We start from the raw sequence: 24,845 nt of genomic DNA, 5'->3' as shown, positions 1-24,845 counted from the left end.
CGCACCAAATCGATTATCAAAAGGTAACTTAAACGTTGATTAGGACAGCTTGTCAGAATTTTCTTATAATGGTTATATAGTCCTAATGTTTTTTTGAATGGTGCAATTAGCACACATACTGAACTGTCAGCATCAGTTGATAATTAATCCTTGTAATGAGTCATAATTACAGACAGGTTCATCATATCCTGTGACATGCTTACCTTGTAAAGAAAAGTATTTGCCGTCATATTCAATATGCGTATGAATGGTTTGCCCATCAGACAGATACTGCTTATTATTGACCTTATCCATATACTGCTGATATAGCGTATCGACAATGTCAGTGGCTTTTGCTCTATCATCAATCACTAAGGTAATGGTTTCAATCATCTCCTTACGTTCTTGTGGCAATAATTGGTGTTTATAAAGACTTCTTTTATAGCTATAAAACCTTCCATAGTTGATTTTAGTGATTCTTTGATTCTCTTTCCAAAACTGTCCGTCTAATTCACTAATCAAATAAATGCGACTTGCGATTCCAATCTGTTTAAATAGTGTACTAAAATAATAGCTATGTCCATAGCTACCATACTGTAGCTCTTTATCATTTAAAGAATCCCATAATGGAGAGTGCTTTATTTTTTCATTGAACTCTGCTCGAGTCATTAAGACAATAGGATAAGCTCTTTCAGTGCCTGTTTTTGGTGGGGGCGGTAATACTAAATGCGCAACGTATGGCGGATTACAAAGCTCGGCTAGATTGGGTAACTCTGCCACTGTCGCATTATCCTTTACAACAGTGGAGTTATCGGCAGTTGGGGCTTTTGTGGTCATAGCCGACATATCAGTCGGTTGCACAGTGTGACAGCTGGTTAAAAAACCAGTAGGTAATATAAGTAACAAAGGTAGAAAACGACGCATTGACTTTCCTTTCGCGTACTAATAGCTGTTCATAATAACGAATAGTATGTTATAAAAGCATAAAGCAGCGATTAAAACATCCTAGTTAATAATAAGCCCGTTTAATAGTTCATAATTACAAATAGGGTTATCATGTCCTTTTAGTTTAGCACCCCATAGTGCAAAATACTTACCATCATATTCAAGATAGGTATGAATGGTTTTGCCATCAGACAGAAACTGCTCATGATTGACCTTATCCATATACTGCTGATATAGCGTATCGACAATGTCAGTGGCTTTTGCTCTATCATCAATCACTAAGGTAATGGTTTCAATCATCTCCCAGCGCTCTTGGGGTAGTAGCTGATGTTTGTAGGGGATGCGTTGAGCCGTGCCATAGTTACTATAACTTAACTGTGTAATCCTCTGAGATTCCCTCCATTTACGACCATCAAGGCCACTATCGACAGTAATATAACTATTTGAACCGATTAAGTCCCCCAACGTTTTAAAGCTATAATTGTTACCATAGCTGCCATTGCGTACCCTTTTATTGTATAAAGAGTCCCATAATGGGGAGAGTTTTATTTTTTCATTGAACTCTTTTCGAGTCATAAAGACGATAGGCTCTGCTCTTTCCGTGCCCGTTTTCGGTGGGGGCGCTAATACTAAATGCGCAACGTATGGCGGATTACAAAGCTCGGCTAGATTAGGTAACTCTGCTACTGTCGCATTATCCTTTGCAATAGTGGAGGTATCTGCTGATGGGGCTTTGGTGGTCATAGCCGACATATCAGTCGGTTGCACAGTGTGACAGCTGGTTAAATAACCAGCAAGTAACAGAGGTAAAAGTCGGTAGGCTGTAAACATTAGCTGTTTCCTTAAGGATAACCGCTGCAATCAAGGCTAGCGGTAACACCATGTTCTTGCAAAGTTTTATCGTGGTTTAAGTTATGCGTTTTTGAATGATATAGAAGTGAAAGGTAGGGTGCGACTTGCGCACCAATTAACTTGTAAAAGGATAGTTTCGTCAATTGGTTGTGAAAGTTTGATAGGTCATTTCGAAAGTAAACTTTATGATTTCAAAAGTTTATTACGAATGGTACGTAAGGTGCACATACTACTAACTACTTTTACTTATATTCTGTAGTTTCTCATCAAGTAAGCTTGTATTAGTTATCATCCCAGTAGTTGATTTGCGGATTATAGAAGTTATTCCTATTAACTTTTTTAAGATTAACTCCAGCTCTCCTCTACTTAGTTCGCTATCTTGATTTGAAGTAAGCTCTTTGATTACTTTACTAGTAGCAGTTTCCCCACTTTTTAGAAGTTCAAACGGTAAATTAAAAGTTTCTCTAAATGTAACCTCATATCCAGGTACCTTTATATCTAGATTAACCAAATTTTGATTTTGTGCGTTATTTAATTTTCTAAGAAACTCAAGTTGATATTGTCTTTTAAAGGTTTCAATTTCCTTTTCACAATCGTAAGCTTTTTCTAACAACTTAAGTTGTAAATCAAATTTAGCTAATTTAAGACTATCATTTCTTTGCTTATTAGCAATAATTATCTGTTTTCTTGCGTATAGTGCAGCTCTAATACCAATTATAACTGCAAAAATACCTATCAAAGTTTGTAACTGAGCCGAATTTTAACCTATACATAACCAAAATTTAGTAAGTAAGTTCAAAAGTAACAGTCCTATTCATAAAAGATTCCCAGTAAAAACCTTCATTAGAATAACTAATAAGTTAGGTAGCGTGGGTGCAATATAGTGTAGTGGAGCCCACGGATTGATAGATCCAGTCGTGGATTATCACTCATGCTATTCGCTTATTTAGTTTTTGAAAGAGTAGAATTAATTTCAGATAATTTTTTAACTATATCTTTTAATGACTTGTTAATACCTCCTCGACTCATAGGTAGTCTTTCAAGTTCACTTATATTTATTATTGACAAGTCAGTGATGTGACTGGTCCATACGTTTAGGGGACGTTTATAATCGTACTTAGCGTATATATATAGTGGTTTATTATCTAATGCTTCTTTGATACCGTTAAGTTGACCCCATTCAAATACGAATTTTTGACTAGGATTAAATACCTTGACTCCATGTATAAATATACCACTCTCAAAGTACTCAATTGTGTCATTTAGACCAGCTAAACCAAAAGCTTTTTCAGGTATTCTTCTATCACTTTCAAAGGTAGTATTAAAAGCTGGTGAATTACCGATATTCTCAACTACTAGATTAACCAAAGATTCTTTTTCATAATCAGGTTCAATGTATATAATTATTCTCGGCTCATCATTAGATTTAAATACTGCATAACTTACTAATAAAGAGAGCAAAGCTATTATTAGAACTAAGACGTTGATAATATCCATTCATACCTTTCCGTAGTAAAAGTTAACCAAACTTGCAGGGTACGTTTCACGCACCGATTGAATATTAGAACTTAAATAGTGTATGAGATGCACCTTACAATAATTATGCACGTTTAAAGGTTTGATTAAAACACCAACGTCGCATCGGAGGAGCGGATTAGCCCTGATTGTAATGTATATCCTTGATTGACCACTAGATTGCGGTGACTTAGCTAGAAGCGCTATCTCTTTGCAGGAACGAATCTAGTTTGAGTCACCGCTCTAGAAAATCATAGATTTTCTCTTGCGTCAGGGTGAAGCAATGCTTCACTTTATCCCCCCTCAGGGCAAGCAAGATAGGAACGTAAAGCGGGAAATAGCTACTAATGCGCCTCATCCCAGTTAAAACCAATACCAGTTTCAACCAACAGCGGCACGGCAAAGTCAACGTCCCAGCCCATTTGCTTAGCCGTATCGCTTAATACATCTTGCATGGCGCTTTTAATCAGCTCACCAATCTCATCAGCTTTATCGCTATCCACTTCAAATACCAATTCATCATGAACTTGCAATAGCATTTTGGCATTATCGGTAGGTAATACCTTATCTACGGCTATCATCGCTAGCTTAATAATATCGGCGGCACTGCCTTGTAGCGGGGCGTTAATAGCGGCACGTTCAGCACCGCGGCGTACCATTTGATTGCTATGTTTGATGTCTGGGGTGTAGAGTTTGCGACCCAATATGGTTTCGATATAGCCGTTGTTGACCGCACTGTCACGGGTGTCTTGCATGTACTGCTTAACGCCCGGATAACGGCTAAAGTAGAGGTCGATATAGTCTTGCGCTTCACCTCGGCTCATCTGTAATTGTTTTGCCAAGCCAAACGCACTCATGCCATACAGTAGACCAAAGTTAATGGCTTTGGCGTTACGGCGCTCGGTAGGGGTAACGTCGTCAACGGCTTTGCCCAGCACTTCGGCAGCAGTGGCGGTGTGAATGTCGAGTCCTTCTTTAAAAGCTTTAGTCAGGTTTTTATCGCCAGAAAAATGCGCCATTAAGCGTAGCTCAATCTGCGAGTAGTCGGCGGCGAGCAACACCCGACCTTCGGGGGCGATAAAGGCTTGGCGGATTAGGCGACCGGTTTTGGTACGAATCGGAATGTTTTGCAGGTTCGGATCCGTCGACGACAAACGTCCGGTACTGGTGAGCGCTTGATGGTAACTGGTGTGCACACGGTCGGTGTCTGGGTCGGCTACCGCATCGAGGGCATCGGTATAGGTGTTTTTAAGTTTGGCAAGGCTTCGGTATTCAAGCGCAATGTCGGCAAGCGGATGGTCAATTTTATTAAGTACCGCTTCACCCGTTGAGTATTGTCCTGATTTGGTTTTTTTACCACCTATTACGCCCAGTTTATCAAATAAGATCTCGCCCAATTGCTTGGGAGAACCTAAGTTGAATTCCTCGCCAGCCTGCTCATAGGCTTGCTTCTCGAGCTCGCCAATTTCTTCATCAAATCGCTCGGATAACTCGTTTAAAAATGAGCGTTTAATGAGAATGCCCTCGGACTCCATTTGACATAAGATTTGGGCGACGGGTATTTCTAATTCGTGTAATAGACGCCCGTTGACCGTATCGTCTTTGAGTTTGTCTTGGAACAGCTCAAACAGTTGATAGGTAATGTCCGCATCTTCACAGGCGTAGTCACTGGCAATCTCAATAGCCACTTTATCAAAGGTGAGTTGTTTTGCGCCTTTACCTGCAACATCTTCAAAGCTGATGGTTTGGGTATGTAAATAATGGCGGGCAAGCTCGTCCATACCATGTCGAGTAGCCGCCGCATTGATGACGTAGCTAGCCAGCATCGTGTCAACAGCCCAGTTTTTAGGTGTCGTGTTGATATTGATGCCATACTTCGACAACACATGCGCGTCGTATTTAAGATGTTGACCAATTTTACCGATTTCTGGGTTTTCTAAAATGGGTTTTAACTTGGTAAGCACCGTATCACGATCTAGCTGTTTAGCGATTAACGGATCTACTTCTGCATTGGCGATGAGTTCGGCTTGTTCCGCTTCTTCCTTTTTATTCTTTGGCTTTTTTAGAGGTTCTGAATAGGCGACATGTTCAAGCGGAATATAGTAGGCTTCGTGCGCTTGCAGTGAGAAGGATAAGCCGACAATTTCCGCTTCTCGCCAATTAACACTGGTGGTCTCGGTATCGACGGCAAAGTGGGGTGCACTTTGCAACTTATGAAATAAAGTATCTAGCATATTCTCATCAAGCACGGTGTGCCATGCTTTATCGTGAGTCTTACTGTCTTTGATGTTTTCAATGATGGTGGCTTGCTGTTGGCTTTGTAAGGTTTTAGCGATTTGCGCTTGCGATTCGCTATCCGCTTTACTGCCGCCAACGCTTTGCGCATTGTTGCCAGTATTGTTGTCAATGTTGGCAGGGTGATTGGGATGGGCGAGTGAAGCGAGTTCGTTTTTAAATTCGAGCTCGCTATACAGGTCGCGCAATTCGTCGACAAACTGTTTGGCGTCGGTATTGATACGCAAGTCTTCCCAATTTTGACCAATATCAAGATTGGTGACGATGGTTGCCAGTTGTTTGTCATGGGCGATGGTGTCAACGGATTCCTGTAAGGTGACGCCCACTTTACCTTTAATATTGGTGGCATTGGCTAAGATATTATCAATAGTGTCAAATTCGACCAATAGGTCCTTCGCCCGCTTTTTCCCCACGCCTGCCACGCCTTTAATGCCGTCGGAGGAATCGCCCATTAGGGTCAAAAAGTCAATCATCTGATAAGGCTTAATTCCGTATTTGTCCTCTACGCCTTGTATGTCCACGACTTTGCCGGCAAAGCTGTCCTCCAATATCACCGCATCGTTAATCAGTTGCATCATGTCTTTGTCGCCACTGGAGATAACCACATGATGACCTTCTTCTACGGCTCGATGAGTGAGTGTGCCGATAATGTCATCGGCTTCAGCGCCTTCGATACGCAATAGCGGAATGCCTAACCCTCTTACCAAGCGGTGGATATAGGGGATTTGCTCGGCTAATTCGATATCCATTTTGGGTCGATTGGCTTTGTATTCTTCTGACATGGTGTGGCGGAAAGTCGGCGATTTGGTGTCAAAACACACTGCCATGTGGGTCGGATGATAGCGACGCATCAGCTTTAGTAGCGCATTGAGCGTACCACGGATGGCGTTGGTCACGAGCCCTTGGGTGTTCATCATGGTTTTGGGCAGTGCATGATAGGTACGAAACAAGTAATACGATCCGTCGACTAAGATAAAAGGCGGTGTTTCTTTGTCCACATGGCTGGTGTCCATCGTGGCAACATTGGGCATGGTGTCAAATGTTGGCATCACTGTTGGGTCTAAGGCGTCGTGGGAGGTGTCGGTAGTTGTGTCAATGTCTGGAGTTTCAGTCTTGTCAGTGCTGTTATCTGTCATAGGGGTCACTTTGATAGGTATTGTTTTAAAAATTAAGAAAGAATGTATTTCAGATGAGAATTTGATATTTATTATAACGAAAATATTGAGCAGGGTTAGCGTCTCTTAAAGTTATTCAATTATAAAAAAACCCAAACCGCCGTAAACGATTTGGGTTTTTATTATATTAAGTTTAACGCCAAACAATAATTATTAAAAAACTTAAGATTTAACTTCAGAGGTTACCGTCACTTCAATATTACCATTAGTCGCTTTTGAATAAGGGCAAACTTCATGTGCTGTTTCTACTACTTTTTGAATGTCAGCTTCGCTGGCATCGGTGCTATCAGCAATCACGTGTAGTTTAACCGCTAATTTATAATCATGGTTGTCACCTTGTAGCAATGATACTTCAGATTTGGTGGTTGAACCAAAGCTCAAGCCTTGCATTTTTTTGACTACACCAAGGGCACTATCAAAGCAAGCAGCGAATCCCATCGCAAATAACTGTTCAGGGTTGCTTCCTTCTTTACCAGAACCTGGTGGTGACATCTTAACTTCAAAATCGCTGTCATCGATTTTAGCCGTACCCATACGACCGCCTGTTACAGTTGCATTAGTAGTATAAAGTGGTTTCATAGTTGTTCCTTGGGTTATTTTTAAATGAATTAATTTGAATTGAATAATTGGTTTGTATTGAACGTAACAATATTATCAAACATTACCAAACTACAATTTCATCAAACCACATTACCAAATATCAAAGTCCTGCTTAGTTTTAGGTTGTAATAGTTTGCTAAGAGTTTGTAACCTAAATTGAATTTGAAACTTATAAGGTTAAATAAATGTTTAGTATATTTAAATTCATAGTGATAAAATAATCATATATACGTATATTGTTTTTTATAACTTTAATTAGCTAGTGCTACTAGTTAGCTCATAAATATTATTATGAAGTAAATGACATAAGATTAATGTTTATAGAATTACCAATGGTAATGACACCCACAAACCGAGGAGTGGTTTATGAATAGCAAAGTAGTTAACGGACTAATAATATTTATTATGGCTTCAATGGGTATGGTAGGTTGTGGTGGAGATAGCGATAGTAACAACGGAGTGTATGGAAGCAATTCAGATACAGGTGCCGTTTTAGTAGGTAATCTATTTGATTCCAAATATAATCCAAATACGAATTCTGTTGGTATAAAACGTGTTCAATGGAAGTTTTCAAATGGTAATCGAGAGCTCGTTCAAGAAGATATTGTGGGAGTTAATTTAAGAGGGGGTCTAGATAATGATGATAGTGTGGTTCTGGCCTCAAATTTTGAAAGCGAATTAGCAAAACGCAATATTAAGGTTGAAGGTCATACAATTACTTATCCTATGAAAGCATTGAATTCTGATCGTACTGAAACATATTCAATAGAGCTACAAGAAGTTGATTTATCAGGTATCGATCGTAGCAGTTTTAATAGTAGGGATAATACAGGCATCTACACCGATCTAGTCGAATATGATCAAATACCAAACACTAATAGTTTCCCAGCAGGATCAGTGTGTTATGTTATCAAACAATCAAGCACCATACCTTTCCTTAATTTTAGATTTCAAAACGACGCAACTGACTTTGATTCACTACAAGCTTGGACTAGAGCGTATAGTACCGTGTCAAACAATGCTCTAATACGCACTGAAGAGATGTTAGTAGGTACAATGAACCAGTATCCAGTAGTACGATTGATATTCGAAACTGATCCAAGAGAAGAATATTTAAACTATAATGCTATAAATTATGAAAATACTATTTATATGGCAGATTTCGTACATAATAGTTCGGTTTCTGAAAACATGGACCCCAACGCAGGTGTTGTCGATTGCTCGTTAGTCAATGACATCGCTGCTGACTTCTTAGAAGAGCAAATCGTAAAATACTATTAATATATTATATTTATTACCTACACAATACTAAACACTTTCTAAGGATACTTTGAAGGTGTATCTTGTTTTGACTCTGCACCATTCCACAAAATCCGCTACAATACGCTCATTAAATTTATCAATACATGTAAGCTGAACCCAAACTATGAGCGTAGACCAAAAAACTTTAAATGCAGAAGTGGCCAAACGCCGCACCTTTGCTATTATCTCTCACCCCGATGCGGGTAAAACCACCATGACCGAAAAGCTCCTACTATGGGGTCAGGCCATTCAGGTAACAGGTGAAATTAAAGGACGCAAATCAGACCGTCATGCCACCTCCGACTGGATGAGTATGGAACAAGAGCGTGGCATTTCAATCACTACCTCGGTCATGCAGTTTCCTTACAAAAACAATATCGTCAACTTGCTAGATACCCCAGGTCACGCCGACTTCTCAGAGGATACTTACCGCACGTTAACAGCGGTAGACAGTGCACTTATGATGATTGACGGGGCAAAAGGTGTTGAAGCACGTACTGTCAAGCTTATGGAGGTGTGCCGCATGCGCGACACGCCTATCATCTCCTTTGTCAACAAGCTTGATCGCCAAATTCGTGATCCGCTCGATTTATTAAGTGAGATTGAGAGCGTATTGGGCATTCAATGCGTGCCGTTAACTTGGCCTGTAGGCATGGGGCAAGATTTTGTCGGCGTCTATCACTTGACCGAAGATAAAACCTATTTTTATGAAAAAGGTCATGGAGGTGAAATTACCGAAATAGAGACGCGCGACGGCTACGATTATCCAGACGTCAGAGAGCGTTTGGGCGAATTAGCTTTTGCCGCCTTTGAGGAGTCTTTAGAGCTGGTACAAATGGCACTTGAAGACTTTGATGTGGATATGTTCCTAAAGGGTGAGATGACTCCCGTACTATTTGGTACGGCGCTAGGTAACTTTGGGGTTAATATGGTACTCGATACGTTAGTTGAGTACTCACCACCTCCGAAAAACCACCCAACCAATGAGCGCACTGTTGAAGCGACAGAGACTGACTTTAGCGGATTTGTATTTAAGATTCAGGCCAATATGGACCCGCGTCACCGTGACCGCATTGCATTTTTAAGAGTGTGTTCAGGTAAATACGAGAAAGGCATGAAAATGCGCCATGTCCGTCTTGGTAAGGATGTACGTATTACCGATGCGTTAACTTTTTTAGCAGGGGACCGCTCAGCGTTAGAAGAAGCCTATCCCGGTGACATCATTGGTTTACATAACCACGGTACGATTGGGATTGGCGATAGCTTTACCGAAGGGGAGATACTAAATTTTACCGGCATCCCTCACTTTGCACCAGAGCTGTTCCGCCGAGTAGTCCTCAAAGATCCTTTAAAATCTAAAGCGCTGCAAAAAGGGTTACAGCAGCTTTCAGAAGAAGGTGCCACTCAGGTGTTTATGCCCCAAATTAATAATGATTTGATTTTAGGCGCAGTCGGTGTGCTCCAGTTTGAAGTGGTGGCACACCGTTTAAAAGAAGAGTACAAAGTTCAATGCACCTTTGAGCCAGTATCGATTGCAACCGTACGCTGGATTCATTGTGACGATGACGTAGCATTAGCGAAGTTTAAGAAAAAAGCCCACGACCAATTGTCGATCGATGGGGGCGGTTATTTAACGTATCTTGCACCGAGTCGAGTCAATTTGCAACTGATGCAAGACCGCTATCCTGAGATCACATTTAGTAATACGCGTGAGCATTAAACGCTCTTGTTAAGGTCTGTTGAACATTCAAACATTCTAACATTAGAACTGCTGATCGCAAAAATAGAACATTATCAAATGTGTCTAATAGTAAAATTTTAAAGAAATAAAAGGCGCTTTATAGAGCGCTTTTTTTGTGTCTACAGCTTTTTAACTTCTATTGTTTTATCTTCTATTGTTTTATCTTCCCTTTATTGTTTCCTACTGCTATTAAAGATGGTGGATATAATCTTCATAAACGCGTGAGCCCCTACATAAACGCGTAAGCCCCTACATAAACGCATGAGCCCCGTCAAGTTTGATAACTATGAGTAAGTAATTTATAGACAGTACTTCAAGACATGTGTTTTATAGTCAGTACTTTATAGAGGGCTGCTTTATAAATAAACAAATGCTTTATAAAATAGCCACAAGCTTAAAAATAAATGGTTAAACAAAGGATTAAACACAGTTTAAACACATAGATTTTAAAATTGCTATATATTTAGTCTATAAAGGTTTCAGGTTTTTATATTGATGATATGCGAGATCAGTTGTGAGGCATGTCCCTATTTGGTTGGTGAGGCTAAAATGAGATAGATTTTTGCTAATCACACTAAATTTTGCAGAGAATATAGATATATTATCTAAAAATTTGTAAAGATTAGCGAGAATATAGTCATTTTTTGGCCATAAATCTTGAGAGTACCAATTAAGGACTCGCCCTGATAATACTAAAAAAAGGACAGCTTATGCCGCAATCATTTGACCCGATTGACACATCAAGTCAGCTTAATGCTGTGGTTAACAATAGTGTTCAGCCAATAAGCTATGTTCAACCTATAAGCTATGTTCAGCCAATAAAGTACGCGCTTGGTTCAGTGTTGATGCTAATTGTGTTAAGCGCGTGTGTGACACCCGCTGTTCAAACCGATAGTCTAATATATGCACAAGAGCAAGTTACGCCTAATGAGCCCGTTAAATCTGATATTGTGTATGATGAAAGACGTTTAGACTATACGTTGCCTAAGTCGGTTACTGATATCTGTTATATGAACAAAGATTATGCTTGCCCTGAACTTTCAGTAACGTATGTTAATACAAATGTAGATTGGATTAATGACAATATAAATGCATTAATTAATGACACGATCCCAGATATGCAGGCAAGTGATCAAGCAGACACACCAGCTAGGTTTCATAACTTATCTCAATTCGAGATCAAGCAGCGTCTAGATAACTTTGCCAAAGCGCAAATAGAAGATATTCCTTTAACCAGCCGTTTAAATTACACTTTCTCGGTTGAACCGAGTTATTTGGGTCAGTATAAAAATGTAGATATGTTCGAAGTTATTACCTATATTTATACAGGTGGCGCGCATGGTATAGGGGTCTCTGAGTATCTCATGTTTGATATGGCAGCAAAAAAACAACTGCACCTTCATGATATAGTGTTGCCCGGTCAGACCATAAAACTTAAAGCTTTGGCGCATGCTGAATTTAAAGACTGGCTTAAAGATACTGATATTGATCCTGAAGCGTACGAAAAAGACTGGCCTTTTACGCTGACAGATAATGCCGTATTAAATAAAGACGGAATTCGATTAACCTATCAATTTTATGAAATTACGCCTTATGTTTATGGCATGCCTCAATTAACCTTACCCTATGCTAAACTTAATGGGATAATCAGACCCGAATTTATGCCGTAGTTACACGTCAAACTTTGGTCACTGACAAGATATAACTAGTTGTAGCTTCTTATAAACTAAACACTATAAATCACTTTTAATCTAATCAATAACTGATTAACTAACTGATTTTATAACTAACAGAACTAGAGGGACTTATATGAATAATTCTGAATCTAATGCTAAACAATGGCAGTTGTCAGCAATTACTGATGCACTTGGAGATTTGACTCTACCTATTAGTGATAAGCTTACTGTAGGACGTGGACAAGACAATGATGTTGTACTTGGAAGTAAGCAGGTTTCACGGCAGCATGCGCAGTTAGCATTGGTTGATGATGGTTTGACTATCGAAGATTTAGGCTCCTCTAATGGCACATTGGTTAATGATAAAAAGCTAAACGCGCATCAACCTGAAACATTATCTGAAAATGATGTCATTACTTTTGCAGCTTTTAGCTTCAAAGTAAATAAAATGGCTCAAGCTGTATCAATGACGGTGCCAGCAACGGGTGTTCAAGACTCAGTTGATGAACCTAGAGTGGTTGAAACTCAAAAAGACAATCTTGAAGCTGAATCAACAAAAACTGATTCAACCTATAAAGAAGCATTAACTAAAAAGACCACCTCAGCCAGTGAAGCCACTGAGCGAGCTAGAACAAATGCTAAGGCGGTTGAAGATGCTCACATCGATGATATGAATAAAGCGGAGCTTGAACAAAAGCTTGAGCAAGAATTAGAAGAACCAATTGCGTTTGGTAATCCAGACCAAGAAGTTAACGATAAGGCAGAGTATTACAACGAATTAGCTGCTGAAGCTGACCCTGAGGTGCACCGATCAAAGCAAGCGGCAAGTGCAAAAATGTCAGCGACTACTGATATTCATGAAGAAATCCCTGATTCAGTAGATACCTCTTATAAACGTGCTGTTGATCAAAAAGTAGCAGATGACAAAGCACCAGTTAAGGAAGCACCAGTTAAGGAAGCACCAGTTAAGGAAGCACCAGTTAAGGAAGCTTCGGTCAATAAAGCACCTATACCCAAAGAAAAGCCGGTAACCACTGAGCCTTTACAAAAGTCGAAACCTACGGATACTAAACCCGTAGACACAAAGCCAGTTGAAACGAAGCCAGTTGAAACGAAGCCAGTTGATACAAAGCCTAATGAAACGAAGCCAGTTGATACAAAGCCTAATGAAACGTTTAATACAGTTGATGAGCAAAAGCCGCATGATGTCGCTCATGTTAAGAATTCAACCTCAGTACCGCAGCCGCCTAAAAAAACAGGATCAAACACAACCTTATGGATAGTTTTAATATTGCTAGCATTAGCTGCGGCTTTATGGCTATTTAATTCAGGTGAGCTATTATAAATTTGATTAAAAAACGTTTTTTTTAAATAAATTTATAAAAAAGGGTTGCGTTATACTAAATATTTGCTAGAATACTCCCCACTTCGAGAGAACAAGCCGACTTAGCTCAGTTGGTAGAGCAACTGACTTGTAATCAGTAGGTCGCCAGTTCGATTCCGGCAGTCGGCACCATTTCTCGCAGTAATAGCTATTAATAAGTAATAGCAGTAATATAAGTTACTTGTAGTTTTCAATATTACAAATAACAACTTAGTAAAACTATTATCTATTTTAGTTTTACGTTAGGTGGGGTTGGGGAGCGGTCAAACCCAACAGACTGTAAATCTGTCGCGAAAGCTTCGAAGGTTCGAATCCTTCCCCCACCACCATTTTCTAGTACTATTTTCAATAAGTGTTCAACCTTCTACCTAAATCAGCATAAACTGCTATTATGTATTTTAAAGCGTTTTCGCTGTAATATTGCGGGTGTGGTTTAATGGTAGAACCTCAGCCTTCCAAGCTGATGGCGCGGGTTCGATTCCCGCCACCCGCTCCATTTTTAGTGGTAATATCGTTTTAAGTATGCTCATATAGCTCAGCGGTAGAGCACTCCCTTGGTAAGGGAGAGGTCTCGAGTTCAATTCTCGATATGAGCTCCATTATATGTTTTACTGAAATTATAATGATGGCCTAATTAGTATTTATTTATAATTTTAGCGATTAATAATTCTATCGATTTATATATAAATGAGCGTTAGGTGACTGTATAAGACATTCTCAAGGGCACATAATGACCTTGCACAACGAACCACATGCATAATTAATAAATTGATAGGCAGCACTTAGTGTTGCCTTTTAGTGTTGCAAAAGGCTAAGCTAAATTTAAAAGAGTTGGTTAAAATCTAAAGTTGGATTAATTAAACTATAATCGTTTTAATCCAAATCAATTTGTAATAGAATTTGTTTAAATAACCCAAAAAAAGAGGACACACCCATGGCAAAGGCCAAGTTTGAAAGAAATAAGCCGCACGTTAACGTAGGAACCATTGGACACGTTGACCACGGTAAAACCACACTAACCGCAGCAATCGCAACCGTAGCAGCCAAAACATCAGGCGGCGACGCAAAAGACTACGCAGCGATTGACTCAGCACCAGAAGAAAAAGCACGTGGTATCACAATCAACACCTCACACATCGAATATGACACCGAAGCACGTCACTACGCACACGTAGACTGCCCAGGTCACGCAGACTATGTGAAAAACATGATTACTGGTGCCGCACAGATGGATGGCGCAATTCTAGTCGTATCAGCGACAGATGGCCCAATGCCACAAACACGTGAGCACATCCTACTATCACGTCAGGTAGGCGTACCATACATCATCGTATTCATGAACAAATGTGACATGGTAGATGACGAAGAACTACTAGAGCTCGTAGAAATGGAAGTACGTGAATTACTATCAGACTATGACTTCCCAGGTGATGACACCCCAATCATCAAAGGATCAGCGCTAGAAGCCCTAAACGGCAATGACGGTCCATATGGCGAACCTGCAGTAATCGAACTACTAGAAGTACTAGATACATATATCCCAGAGCCAGAGCGTGACATCGATAAAGCATTCCTAATGCCAATCGAAGACGTGTTCTCAATCTCAGGACGCGGTACCGTAGTAACAGGCCGTGTAGAATCAGGTATCATCAAAGTAGGCGATGAAATCGAAATCGTAGGTATTAGAGACACTCAAAAAACCACCTGTACAGGTGTAGAGATGTTCCGTAAGCTACTAGACGAAGGTCGTGCTGGTGAAAACTGTGGTGTACTACTACGTGGTACAAAGCGTGAAGACGTACAGCGTGGCCAAGTACTAGCAGCGCCTGGATCTATCACACCGCATACAGACTTTGATGCCGAAGTATATGTACTATCAAAAGAAGAAGGTGGCCGTCATACACCATTCCTAAATGGTTACCGTCCACAGTTCTACTTCCGTACTACAGACGTAACAGGTGAAATCATTCTACAAGACGGTACTGAAATGGTAATGCCTGGCGATAACGTTGAGATGAGCGTGAAGCTAATCTTTCCAATCGCAATGGATAAAGGCTTACGTTTCGCAATTCGCGAAGGTGGCCGTACTGTAGGTGCTGGTGTTGTTGCTAACGTTAAGGACTAATGATATTGGTTGAACGTTGCTAGGTCAGCTGCTGTTATTTAGTAGCAATAGTAATAGTAGTAGTAGCCAAGCACTAAGCTAAAAAGACTGTCTCTTTGAGATGGTCTTTTTTTTGTCTAAATTTTTCAATAGGTTGAGCTCCCTTTTATGAGTTAGTATATTAGTAATCACAAGTAGTCCAAACCGCTATAAATTTTGATATACAATGCTAAAAAGTGAAATTCTAATACAACTATTATGAGTTTGTTAGGCTTTGAAAGTTGACTTAATTACAAGGCTTGCATTCCCTAAAAAAGATTGTATAATAGGCAACCTTAACTAAAGGCGATTGGCTCAATTGGTAGAGCATCGGTTTCCAAAACCGAGGGTTGGGGGTTCGAGTCCCTCATCGCCTGCCACACTTAAAATACTGTCTGAGCTTTAAAAAGCACCTTTCTTTCACCTATACAATTAGACGGCTAGTATTATCCGTCTGCGTCGTAAGGCAAGTCAATTATGAGCAATCTACGAGATAATTTAAAAGACAAGTTATCTGACGCGAAGCGGGGCGCTCATAAAACGTTAGATGGTAAACTGCCAACTAACACCGTGAATAAAGCCAGTGCAGTGGAAGTTGCAAAGACCCGTTCGCCGAAAGATATGGCACTATGGACGCTTGCATTTATAGCATTAATCAGCGCAACTCTAGTTATTTATAAACTGCCTGGTATTTGGCAGCCTGCTAATGACATTTGGGTGCGGGTCGGTATAACGGCATCATTAATTGTATTCGCGTTTATCTGCCTAGCTTTGACTAACCAAGGTCGTAGTTTTAAGGTCTTATTAAAAGATGCAAGTATAGAATTACGCCGTGTTACGTGGCCAACTAAAAGTGAAACTATCCAATATACGTGGCAGACTTTACTTGTTATTGGCATAGTTGCCGTTATCGTTTGGTTATTAGATAACTTCTTTAATTGGCTGGTTGGTATTTTTATTGGCTAAATTAATTTAGACAGATGTATTACAAGTTATATCGTCAATAGGTATACAGCTAACATTAAATAGCAAATATAAACACACATTTTTGGCTGAGCTTATAAATAAACTTAAGTTACTCGGCTTGTTTTTATTCAGCAACGTCTGATTAACGTCAATGGAGAACTTTATGCGCTGGTATATCGTCCAAGCATTTTCAGGATATGAAAAGCAAGTCCAACGCTATTTGACGGATCGTATTAATCGTAGTGAGTTCGCTGATAAATTCGGTGAGGTATTAGTGCCTACCGAAGAAGTCGTTGAAATGAAAGACGGCAAAAAGCGTAAAAGTGAGCGCAAGTTCTTTCCAGGCTATGTATTAGTAGAAATGGAAATGAATGATGATACTTGGCATATTGTCAATGATTGTCCTCGCATAACTGGTTTTATCGGGGGTACACCTGAGAATCCAGCGCCAATCACTAAGGTTGAAGCGGATCGTATATTAAACCGCTTGAAGCAAACTGAAGAAGCACCGCGTCCGAAAACATTATTCGAGCCAGGTGAAGAAGTTCTGGTCATTGATGGTCCATTCACAGACTTCAAAGGTTTGGTAGAAAAAGTAGATTACGAAAAATCCAAATTACAGTTAACAGTAAACGTATTTAACAGACCAACTCAGGTCGAATTAGAGTTTAGTAAAGTTGAAAAAATAAGCTAATTTGCTAAAAGCATTCAACTAAACTAAATATAATACCCACCGGGGAGCTGAAAGCTTAGCGTTGATATTTTAATTCTGTAAATCTTTAGAACTTTAAAATAGCTTCGATAAGTAATAAGCGTTATCACCCGTAAAGGAGAAAACTCATGGCTAAGAAGATTGATGGTTACATCAAACTACAAGTGCCTGCTGGTAAAGCAAATCCTTCACCACCGATTGGTCCTGCACTGGGTCAAAAAGGTGTGAACATCATGGCATTTTGTAAAGAGTTCAATGCAGCGACAGCTAGCATGGAACCAGGTTTACCGATTCCTACAGAGATTACAGTTTACGCCGATAAATCTTTCACTTTTATCATGAAGTCACCACCTGCTGCATTCTTGCTGCGTAAAGCTGCTGGTATTGCCAAAGGTTCTGGTGTTCCAAACATGACCAAAGTAGGTAAAGTAACTCGCGCACAGCTTGAAGAAATTGTTCAAACTAAGAATGCTGATTTAACTGCCGCCGATATGGATGCTGCTGTACGTACTATTGCTGGTACTGCGCGTTCAATGGGTATCGAAGTGGAGGGTGTGTAAATGAGTAAGCTTACAAAACGTCAAAAACAAATCGCTGAGCGTGTTGAAAACGAAAAGTTATACACACTTGAAGAAGCGGTGACAATTTTAAATGAATTACCACCTTTGAAGTTTAAAGAGTCTGTAGATATTGCTATCAACTTAGGCGTAGATCCACGTAAATCTGATCAAGTTGTACGCGGTGCTACTAACTTACCTGCGGGTACTGGTAAAACTAAGCGTGTCGCTGTGTTTGCTCAGGGTGCTGCTGCAGAAGCTGCAAAAGAAGCTGGTGCGGACGTAGTTGGTATGGAAGATCTTGCAGAACAAGTTAAATCAGGCAATCTAGACTTTGATGTTGTTATTGCTGCGCCTGACGCAATGCGTGTGGTTGGTCAATTAGGTACAATTTTAGGTCCACGTGGCTTAATGCCTAACCCTAAAGTTGGAACTGTAACCCCTAATGTTGCAGAAGCCGTCACCAATGCTAAAGCAGGTCAGGCAACTTACCGTGTTGATAAAGCGGGTATTATCCATACCACTATCGGTCAGGTTGGTTTCACTGTTGATCAGATTGAACAAAACGTTAAAGCGTTGTTGTCTGATATTCGCCGTGCTAAACCAGCTACCTCTAAAGGTATATTTATTAAGAAGATTACGTTATCAAGCACTATGGGTCCTGGTATCACCTTAGATCCAGTACCATACCGTTTGATTAAATAAGTATTCTTCATAGTCACTAATTTAAGTAAGTTTTTTAGAGTACTAATTCAATTTACTTTATAAAGGTTACTTGATAGGTTTACTCTATAAAGATTGTTCAAAAAATTACTAACAAAATTTTAAAATTAGGTCAGCTTAGCCAAAGCTATGCTGTCTAAGACCGTAGGTAGGTTGTTCAATAGAATTCTTAATAATTATTGAACGCTGTTAATTGATATTTATGCTGTGTATTTATTGTACAGCTAGATATTGGCCTACGCAGACGGTGACCAATATTGATTGAAAATGGAAATTTAGAGGGTACTAACCTCTAGTTTCTCTTCATTCTGATAAAGGTGCCGTATTCGCGTTATTTAAGCGCTTATGTATAATTAAGCTTACTTAAATAACAGAAACGTCAATTCAGTATCGCTTGTCGATATTGATGAGATTAAGGAGTCAACTCATGGCATTAACGCTAGAACAGAAACAAAAAGTTGTGGCTGAAGTGTCTGAAGTTGCTGCAAATGCTTATTCAGCAGTTGCTGCCGATTATCATGGACTTGAAGTATCTCAGTTAACTGAGTTACGTAACCAAGCTCGTGAGAAAGGCGTTGTACTTAAAGTTGTTAAAAATACGCTTGCTAAGCGTGCTTTTGAAGGTACAGATTTTGAGTGCATGTCAGATAAGATGGTCGGCCCATTGTTACTGGCTTTTTCTACTGAAGATTTAGGTTCTGCTGCTCGTGTTATTAACGAGTTTGCAAAAGAAAATGACGCTTTAGAAGCTAAGCTTGTATCAGTCGGTGGCGAATTGTTTGGTCCTGAGGAGCTTGAGCGCGTAGCTAAGCTTCCAACACGTGACGAAGCACTATCTATTTTGATGGCAACGATGAAAGCACCAGTAACCAAACTTGCTCAAACTTTGAACGAAGTTCCAAGCAAATTTGTACGCACTGTTGCAGCAGTAAAAGACGCAAAAGAAGCCGCTTAGCTTATATTAGTAAGTTAATAAGCTGTTTTCGGTCCACACAATTTGATGATTATCGCTTATATGTGTAACACATATTGTTACGACCATAATTAATCAATTTAAATTTATCAGAAACTGGAGAAATCCCATGGCACTATCTAAAGATGACGTGTTAAACGCAATCGCTGAAATGTCAGTAATGGATATCGTTGAGCTAATTAACGATATGGAAGAGAAATTTGGCGTAACTGCTGCTGCCGCTGTTGCTGCTGCACCAGCTGCTGCTGCTGAAGGTGGCGCTGCTGCTGCTGAAAAAGACGAGTTCGATGTAGTATTAGCAAGCTTTGGTGAGAAGAAAGTTGCTGTTATTAAAGCAGTTCGTGAAGCTACTGGCCTTGGTCTTAAAGAAGCTAAAGAACTAGTTGAAGGCGCTCCTGCTCCAATTAAAGAAGGCGCTAACAAAGTTGAAGCTGAAGAGCTTAAGAAAAAGCTTGAAGAAGCGGGTGCTTCTGTAGAACTTAAATAATAGATTTTAATCTATATTAAAGTTTGATTGAATAGGCTAATGGTCTAGTCAATCATAAAGCCAACAATGTGATAAGCATTGTTGGCTTTTTAGTTGTGCATGACTTTTAGAAGGAATGAATTATATTGCAAAGCAATTATTAATGATGTATAATTCCGCACTTGACCTTTTGTATTAGCCTAAATGGTTGGCAAGCGTCACGCTAATTTTTATATCTATATCTGCTTAACAAACGTTTAGCGATTAATACAGACTAAGGGACAGACAATTTGTATGTTTATGACATCTTTAGCTTCTATCCTTTTAACTTAACCTAGGTACGTCTGTACTTGGGATTTTTTTGCATCTATTGTATGTATCTTAAACCCTAAATTATGAATATAACTCCCTGATTTTACTTATAAATCAGACATCACTCTTAGCTATAAATTTTTTGTAATGGGTTTGGCAGCGTTGACACTTATATAACAAGTATGAACGTTATGATAGTAATGTACAACAGACATTTATCACAGGTCAATCCCACTGTTTCAATTTGATGATTGCGGTCCAAACTATTGATTTGATAAATCATTTCATAGTAATAGCTTGAACCCAATCGTATTTATTCTACTGTCTACTGTAAGGACTCTCGATGGCATATTCCTATACTGAAAAAAAACGTATTCGCAAAAGTTTTGCCGAGTTGCCACATGTCATGGATATTCCCTATCTATTGGCAATTCAAGTGGATTCCTATGAGCAATTTTTGCAGGAAAATAAAAAGCCAAAAGTGCGCGAAAATACAGGTTTACAAGCTGCATTTTCATCTATTTTCCCAATCGAAAGTAATTCTAACAACGCAGAACTACAATTTGTTGAATACTATCTAGGTGCCCCTGAGTTTGATGAGCGTGAGTGTATTTCTCGCGGCTCTACTTTTGCAGCACCTCTACGTGTAAAAATCCGTTTGGTTATTAAAGATAAAGATAGCAAAGACAAAAACAGTAAAGCGGCTATTAAAGACATTCGCGAACAAAATGTATACATGGGTGAAATCCCATTAATGACCAATAACGGTACTTTTATCATTAACGGTACTGAGCGTGTCATTGTATCTCAGCTACATCGTTCACCTGGTGTGTTCTTCGATCATGATAAAGGTAAATCACATTCAAGTGGTAAGGTGTTATATAACGCTCGTATCATTCCTTATCGTGGGTCTTGGTTAGACTTTGAATTTGACGCAAAAGACTTAGTATTCGCTCGTATTGACCGTCGCCGTAAGTTGTTGGGTACGATTATTCTTCGTGCTCTTGGCATGGAAACTAATGAGATCTTAGATACTTTCTTTGATAAAGTTTCTGTTTATAAAGGTGAAGAGCAGTTCGAAATTGATTTAGTGCCAGATCGTCTGCGTGGCGAAATGGCGCAATTTGATATTGTGTCGCCAGATGGTGAGGTATTGGTTGAGCAAGGTAAGCGCATCAACGCGCGCCGCATTCGCCAAATTGAAAAATCAGGCATGGAAAAGTTAGCGGTACCTGATGAGTATCTGTACGAACGCGTACTCGCTGAAGATATTGTTGTTAATGACGAGGTTATTGCTAAAGCCAATACGTTAATTGATCATGAATTATTGGTTAAATTAAGTGGTTTTGAAGCCAGTGATTCAATCAAAGAATTTAAGATTCTATTCACTAATGATATCGACCATGGAACCTACATCGCTGATACGCTTCGTGCAGATACGACAGGAAGTCGTGAAGAAGCGCTTATCGAAATCTATAAAGTGATGCGCCCAGGCGAGCCACCAACCATCGATACTGCTGAAAAATTATTTGAAAGCATGTTCTTTAATGCAGATCGTTATGATTTATCTAACGTTGGCCGCATGAAGTTTAACCGCCGTTTGGGTCGTGATTTTGAAAACACAGATGATTCAGATGTTAAACGTGAGCAAAGCGTTCTGACTAAAGAAGACATCATCGATGTTTTGAAAGAGCTTATTAATATTCGTAACGGTATTGGTGAAGTCGATGATATCGACCATTTAGGTAACCGCCGCATTCGTTCTGTGGGCGAAATGGCTGAAAACCAATTCCGTGTGGGTTTAGTACGTGTTGAACGTGCCGTCAAAGAGCGTTTAAGCTCAGCTGAGTCTGACAACTTGTCACCACAAGACTTAATTAACTCCAAACCTGTAGCAGCTGCGGTTAAAGAATTCTTTGGCTCGAGTCAGTTATCGCAGTTTATGGATCAAAATAACCCGTTATCAGAAGTGACGCACAAACGCCGTATTTCGGCTTTAGGCCCAGGCGGTTTAACCCGTGAGCGTGCAGGCTTTGAGGTTCGAGATGTTCACAATACTCACTACGGTCGTGTGTGCCCAATCGAAACACCAGAAGGTCCAAATATTGGTTTGATTAACTCGTTAGCGACATTCGCTAAGACCAACGAGTTTGGTTTCTTAGAAACGCCTTATCGTAAGGTTGTAGATGGTAAAGTAACCGACGACATCGAATATTTATCTGCAATTGAAGAAGCAGGTACGGTTATTGCACAGGCAGACTCTGAGCTTGATGACAATGGTGAGCTTGCCGAAGATATGGTCATGGTACGTAGTGGCGGTGAATCAGTTCGTATGCCAAGTGATAAAGTGACGCATATGGACGTATCACCAAGTCAAGTAGTGTCAGTTGCTGCAAGTTTGATTCCATTTCTTGAGCACGATGATGCTAACCGTGCATTGATGGGTTCAAACATGCAACGCCAAGCGGTACCTACTTTACGTGCTGATAAGCCATTAGTCGGTACTGGTATGGAGCGTCATGTTGCCCGTGATTCGGGTGTATGTGTGATTGCCAAACGTGGTGGTGTTATTGAAGACGTTGATGCATCACGTATCGTTGTGCGTGTGAATGAAGACGAAATCCAAGCGGGTGAAGCGGGTATTGATATTTATAACCTAATCAAATACACACGTTCTAACCAGAATACATGTATTAACCAGCGTATCATTGTAAACCAAGGTGATGAAATTGCAGGTGGTGATATTTTAGCCGATGGTCCGTCAACGGATTTAGGCGAGTTGGCATTAGGTCAGAACATGCGTGTGGCGTTTATGCCATGGAATGGTTATAACTTCGAGGATTCGATTTTATTATCTGAACGTGTGGTCAAAGAAGACCGTTTCACAACTGTTCACATTCAAGAATTAACCTGTGTGGCGCGTGATACTAAGCTTGGTACTGAAGAAATTACTGCTGATATTCCAAACGTTGGCGAAGCTGCCTTATCTAGTTTAGATGAGTCTGGTATCGTCTATATCGGTGCCGAAGTTGATGCGGGTGATATCCTAGTGGGTAAAGTAACCCCAAAAGGTGAAACCCAGCTTACGCCAGAAGAGAAACTACTGAGAGCTATTTTTGGTGAGAAAGCGGCAGATGTGAAAGATACCTCTTTACGTGTGCCAACGTCCACCAAAGGTACCGTCATTGACGTGCAAGTCTTTACGCGCGATGGCGTTGATAAAGACGAGCGTGCCAAAGCGATTGAGAAGTCACAACTTGATAATTATCGTAAGGATTTAAAAGAAGAATTACGTATTTTTGAAGAAGCTGCGCGTAGTCGTATTGTCAATTTGTTAGATAATCAGTCTATCAGTGGTGGTGCTGGTCTAAAATCTGGTACTAATTTGTCTACTAAAGAGTTGTCAGACATGACGCTTGAGACTTTGCTTGATATACAGCCAGTAGAAGAAGAAATTGCTGAACGTATGACTCAAATCCAAGAGTTCTTGGTTGATAAGCAAAAAGACATCGATACTAAGTTTGCTGAGAAAAAGCGTAAGCTAACAGCAGGTGATGATCTACAGCATGGTGTTCAAAAAATCGTTAAAGTATATCTGGCAGTTAAGCGCCGTATCCAGCCTGGTGATAAAATGGCTGGTCGTCATGGTAACAAGGGTGTTGTGTCTCGTATTATGCCAGTTGAAGACATGCCTTACGATGAAAATGGTAACCCAGTTGATATCGTATTGAACCCGCTGGGTGTCCCATCGCGTATGAACATCGGTCAGGTACTTGAGACTCACTTGGGTATGGCGGCTAAAGGTCTTGGTGATAAGATAAATGGCATGGTAAAGGCTCAAGCAGCGGTTGCTGAACTACGTGATTTCTTAGATAAGATTTATAATAAAGTAGGCGGCGAGCAGGTTGATCTTGACAGCTTGACTGACGATGATGTTATGGCGCTTGCACAAAACTTACGCGGCGGTGTACCTATGGGTACCGCTGTATTTGATGGCGCTCGTGAAGTTCAAATTGATGAGCTGCTAGAGCTTGCAGGCTATTCAAAATCTGGTCAGCAAACTTTATATGATGGTCGCACAGGGGTTAAGTTTGACCGCCCTGTCACCGTTGGCTATATGTATATGTTGAAACTTAATCACTTAGTTGACGATAAGATGCATGCCCGTTCTACCGGCTCTTACTCTTTAGTAACCCAGCAGCCCCTAGGTGGTAAAGCTCAATTTGGTGGTCAGCGCTTCGGAGAGATGGAAGTGTGGGCGCTAGAAGCTTACGGCGCAACCTATACGTTGCAAGAGATGCTAACAGTGAAATCGGATGATGTTGAAGGTCGTACACGTATGTATAAGAACATCGTTGATGGTGAGCAGTACATGGATCCAGGTATGCCTGAATCGTTCAACGTACTGACCAAAGAGATTAAGTCCCTGGGTATCAATATTGAGTTAAAAGAAAGTAACTAAAACCTTACTTTAAACCTTTAGCTCAATCAGATTCATTGCCTTCAAATGGTAGTTGGTGTCAGTAAAT

General features: G+C 40.1%; 18 protein-coding genes and 5 tRNA genes. 17 read left to right on the top strand and 6 right to left on the bottom strand.

Annotated elements, in window-relative coordinates; translation table 11 throughout:
* Positions 1-132: 132 nt before the first annotated feature.
* The 6 genes from AC21OH_RS08860 to AC21OH_RS08835 form a co-directional block, all read right to left on the bottom strand.
* The gene (locus AC21OH_RS08860) at positions 133-903 is read right to left on the bottom strand and encodes a hypothetical protein (protein ID WP_487371196.1); all 771 of its coding nucleotides are present in this window, start codon (positions 901-903) and stop codon (positions 133-135) included.
* Between the two features lie 81 nt (positions 904-984).
* Positions 985-1,755 carry a hypothetical protein gene (locus tag AC21OH_RS08855; RefSeq protein ID WP_487371195.1) on the bottom strand — a complete coding sequence of 257 codons (771 nt, stop codon included), beginning with the start codon at positions 1,753-1,755 and terminating at the stop codon, positions 985-987.
* A gap of 253 nt (positions 1,756-2,008) precedes the next feature.
* Positions 2,009-2,515 (bottom strand): hypothetical protein, encoded by a 507-nt coding sequence (locus AC21OH_RS08850; RefSeq protein WP_487371194.1) that lies wholly within the window; start codon positions 2,513-2,515, stop codon positions 2,009-2,011.
* Positions 2,516-2,718: 203 nt separating this feature from the next.
* Entirely contained in the window at positions 2,719-3,273 is a 555-nt protein-coding gene (locus AC21OH_RS08845) for a DUF8453 domain-containing protein (protein ID WP_487371193.1), read from the bottom strand.
* Between the two features lie 362 nt (positions 3,274-3,635).
* Positions 3,636-6,635: a DNA polymerase I gene (gene polA / locus AC21OH_RS08840; protein ID WP_487371206.1), complete on the bottom strand. Its 3,000-nt coding sequence runs from the start codon at positions 6,633-6,635 to the stop codon at positions 3,636-3,638.
* A 288-nt stretch (positions 6,636-6,923) separates the two neighbouring features.
* Complete coding sequence (locus tag AC21OH_RS08835; protein WP_487371192.1) at positions 6,924-7,340, bottom strand: Ohr family peroxiredoxin; 417 nt, start codon at positions 7,338-7,340, stop codon at positions 6,924-6,926.
* A 387-nt stretch (positions 7,341-7,727) separates the two neighbouring features.
* On the opposite strand from AC21OH_RS08835, the gene AC21OH_RS08830 reads away from it, so the two are divergent.
* The 17 genes from AC21OH_RS08830 (at position 7,728) to rpoB (ending at position 24,778) form a co-directional block, all read left to right on the top strand.
* On the top strand, positions 7,728-8,642 hold the full coding sequence (locus AC21OH_RS08830) for a hypothetical protein (protein WP_487371191.1): 915 nt from the start codon (positions 7,728-7,730) through the stop codon (positions 8,640-8,642).
* Between the two features lie 145 nt (positions 8,643-8,787).
* A complete protein-coding gene (locus tag AC21OH_RS08825; protein ID WP_487371190.1) occupies positions 8,788-10,383 on the top strand; it encodes a peptide chain release factor 3 in 1,596 nt (531 codons plus the stop codon).
* Positions 10,384-11,114: 731 nt separating this feature from the next.
* Positions 11,115-12,074, top strand: a complete 960-nt coding sequence (locus AC21OH_RS08820; protein WP_487371189.1) for an RsiV family protein — start codon at positions 11,115-11,117, stop codon at positions 12,072-12,074.
* A 139-nt stretch (positions 12,075-12,213) separates the two neighbouring features.
* Positions 12,214-13,425, top strand: a complete 1,212-nt coding sequence (locus AC21OH_RS08815; protein WP_487371188.1) for an FHA domain-containing protein — start codon at positions 12,214-12,216, stop codon at positions 13,423-13,425.
* A gap of 95 nt (positions 13,426-13,520) precedes the next feature.
* Positions 13,521-13,596 (top strand) — tRNA-Thr (locus AC21OH_RS08810).
* Between the two features lie 113 nt (positions 13,597-13,709).
* A tRNA-Tyr gene (locus AC21OH_RS08805) sits at positions 13,710-13,793 on the top strand.
* A 93-nt stretch (positions 13,794-13,886) separates the two neighbouring features.
* Positions 13,887-13,960: transfer RNA gene (locus AC21OH_RS08800), tRNA-Gly, on the top strand.
* Between the two features lie 28 nt (positions 13,961-13,988).
* Positions 13,989-14,063 (top strand) — tRNA-Thr (locus AC21OH_RS08795).
* A 335-nt stretch (positions 14,064-14,398) separates the two neighbouring features.
* Positions 14,399-15,589, top strand: a complete 1,191-nt coding sequence (gene tuf, locus AC21OH_RS08790) for an elongation factor Tu (RefSeq protein WP_486535648.1) — start codon at positions 14,399-14,401, stop codon at positions 15,587-15,589.
* Positions 15,590-15,911: 322 nt separating this feature from the next.
* Positions 15,912-15,987, top strand: a tRNA-Trp gene (locus AC21OH_RS08785).
* 97 nt (positions 15,988-16,084) lie between these two features.
* On the top strand, positions 16,085-16,573 hold the full coding sequence (secE, locus tag AC21OH_RS08780) for a preprotein translocase subunit SecE (RefSeq protein WP_486535643.1): 489 nt from the start codon (positions 16,085-16,087) through the stop codon (positions 16,571-16,573).
* A 163-nt stretch (positions 16,574-16,736) separates the two neighbouring features.
* Positions 16,737-17,267 (top strand): transcription termination/antitermination protein NusG, encoded by a 531-nt coding sequence (gene nusG / locus AC21OH_RS08775; protein WP_486535642.1) that lies wholly within the window; start codon positions 16,737-16,739, stop codon positions 17,265-17,267.
* 146 nt (positions 17,268-17,413) lie between these two features.
* A complete protein-coding gene (rplK, locus tag AC21OH_RS08770; RefSeq protein ID WP_486535641.1) occupies positions 17,414-17,845 on the top strand; it encodes a 50S ribosomal protein L11 in 432 nt (143 codons plus the stop codon).
* Positions 17,846-18,547, top strand: coding sequence for a 50S ribosomal protein L1 (rplA, locus tag AC21OH_RS08765; protein WP_486535640.1), 702 nt, complete (start codon positions 17,846-17,848; stop codon positions 18,545-18,547).
* A 445-nt stretch (positions 18,548-18,992) separates the two neighbouring features.
* Positions 18,993-19,520 (top strand): 50S ribosomal protein L10, encoded by a 528-nt coding sequence (rplJ, locus tag AC21OH_RS08760; protein WP_487370049.1) that lies wholly within the window; start codon positions 18,993-18,995, stop codon positions 19,518-19,520.
* Positions 19,521-19,647: 127 nt separating this feature from the next.
* A complete protein-coding gene (rplL, locus tag AC21OH_RS08755) occupies positions 19,648-20,025 on the top strand; it encodes a 50S ribosomal protein L7/L12 (protein ID WP_486535638.1) in 378 nt (125 codons plus the stop codon).
* 634 nt (positions 20,026-20,659) lie between these two features.
* Positions 20,660-24,778, top strand: coding sequence for a DNA-directed RNA polymerase subunit beta (gene rpoB, locus AC21OH_RS08750; protein WP_487370050.1), 4,119 nt, complete (start codon positions 20,660-20,662; stop codon positions 24,776-24,778).
* Positions 24,779-24,845 lie beyond the last annotated feature (67 nt).

It is taken from the genome of Psychrobacter sp. CX10, assembly GCF_057621575.2.
Note: the sequence above shows the minus strand (reverse complement) of the source record. Positions and strands in the feature narration are given on the sequence as shown.

Coding starts and splice junctions, on each gene's coding strand:
- AC21OH_RS08835 (WP_487371192.1), bottom strand. CDS start 7,340: ATGAAACCACTTTATACTACTAATGCAACTGTAACAGGCGGTCGTATG.
- polA (WP_487371206.1), bottom strand. CDS start 6,635: ATGCCAACATTTGACACCATGCCCAATGTTGCCACGATGGACACCAGC.
- AC21OH_RS08830 (WP_487371191.1), top strand. CDS start 7,728: ATGAATAGCAAAGTAGTTAACGGACTAATAATATTTATTATGGCTTCA.
- tuf (WP_486535648.1), top strand. CDS start 14,399: ATGGCAAAGGCCAAGTTTGAAAGAAATAAGCCGCACGTTAACGTAGGA.
- secE (WP_486535643.1), top strand. CDS start 16,085: ATGAGCAATCTACGAGATAATTTAAAAGACAAGTTATCTGACGCGAAG.
- rpoB (WP_487370050.1), top strand. CDS start 20,660: ATGGCATATTCCTATACTGAAAAAAAACGTATTCGCAAAAGTTTTGCC.
- rplK (WP_486535641.1), top strand. CDS start 17,414: ATGGCTAAGAAGATTGATGGTTACATCAAACTACAAGTGCCTGCTGGT.
- AC21OH_RS08860 (WP_487371196.1), bottom strand. CDS start 903: ATGCGTCGTTTTCTACCTTTGTTACTTATATTACCTACTGGTTTTTTA.
- AC21OH_RS08845 (WP_487371193.1), bottom strand. CDS start 3,273: ATGGATATTATCAACGTCTTAGTTCTAATAATAGCTTTGCTCTCTTTA.
- AC21OH_RS08815 (WP_487371188.1), top strand. CDS start 12,214: ATGAATAATTCTGAATCTAATGCTAAACAATGGCAGTTGTCAGCAATT.
- rplL (WP_486535638.1), top strand. CDS start 19,648: ATGGCACTATCTAAAGATGACGTGTTAAACGCAATCGCTGAAATGTCA.
- AC21OH_RS08825 (WP_487371190.1), top strand. CDS start 8,788: ATGAGCGTAGACCAAAAAACTTTAAATGCAGAAGTGGCCAAACGCCGC.
- rplA (WP_486535640.1), top strand. CDS start 17,846: ATGAGTAAGCTTACAAAACGTCAAAAACAAATCGCTGAGCGTGTTGAA.
- nusG (WP_486535642.1), top strand. CDS start 16,737: ATGCGCTGGTATATCGTCCAAGCATTTTCAGGATATGAAAAGCAAGTC.
- rplJ (WP_487370049.1), top strand. CDS start 18,993: ATGGCATTAACGCTAGAACAGAAACAAAAAGTTGTGGCTGAAGTGTCT.
- AC21OH_RS08855 (WP_487371195.1), bottom strand. CDS start 1,755: ATGTTTACAGCCTACCGACTTTTACCTCTGTTACTTGCTGGTTATTTA.
- AC21OH_RS08820 (WP_487371189.1), top strand. CDS start 11,115: ATGCCGCAATCATTTGACCCGATTGACACATCAAGTCAGCTTAATGCT.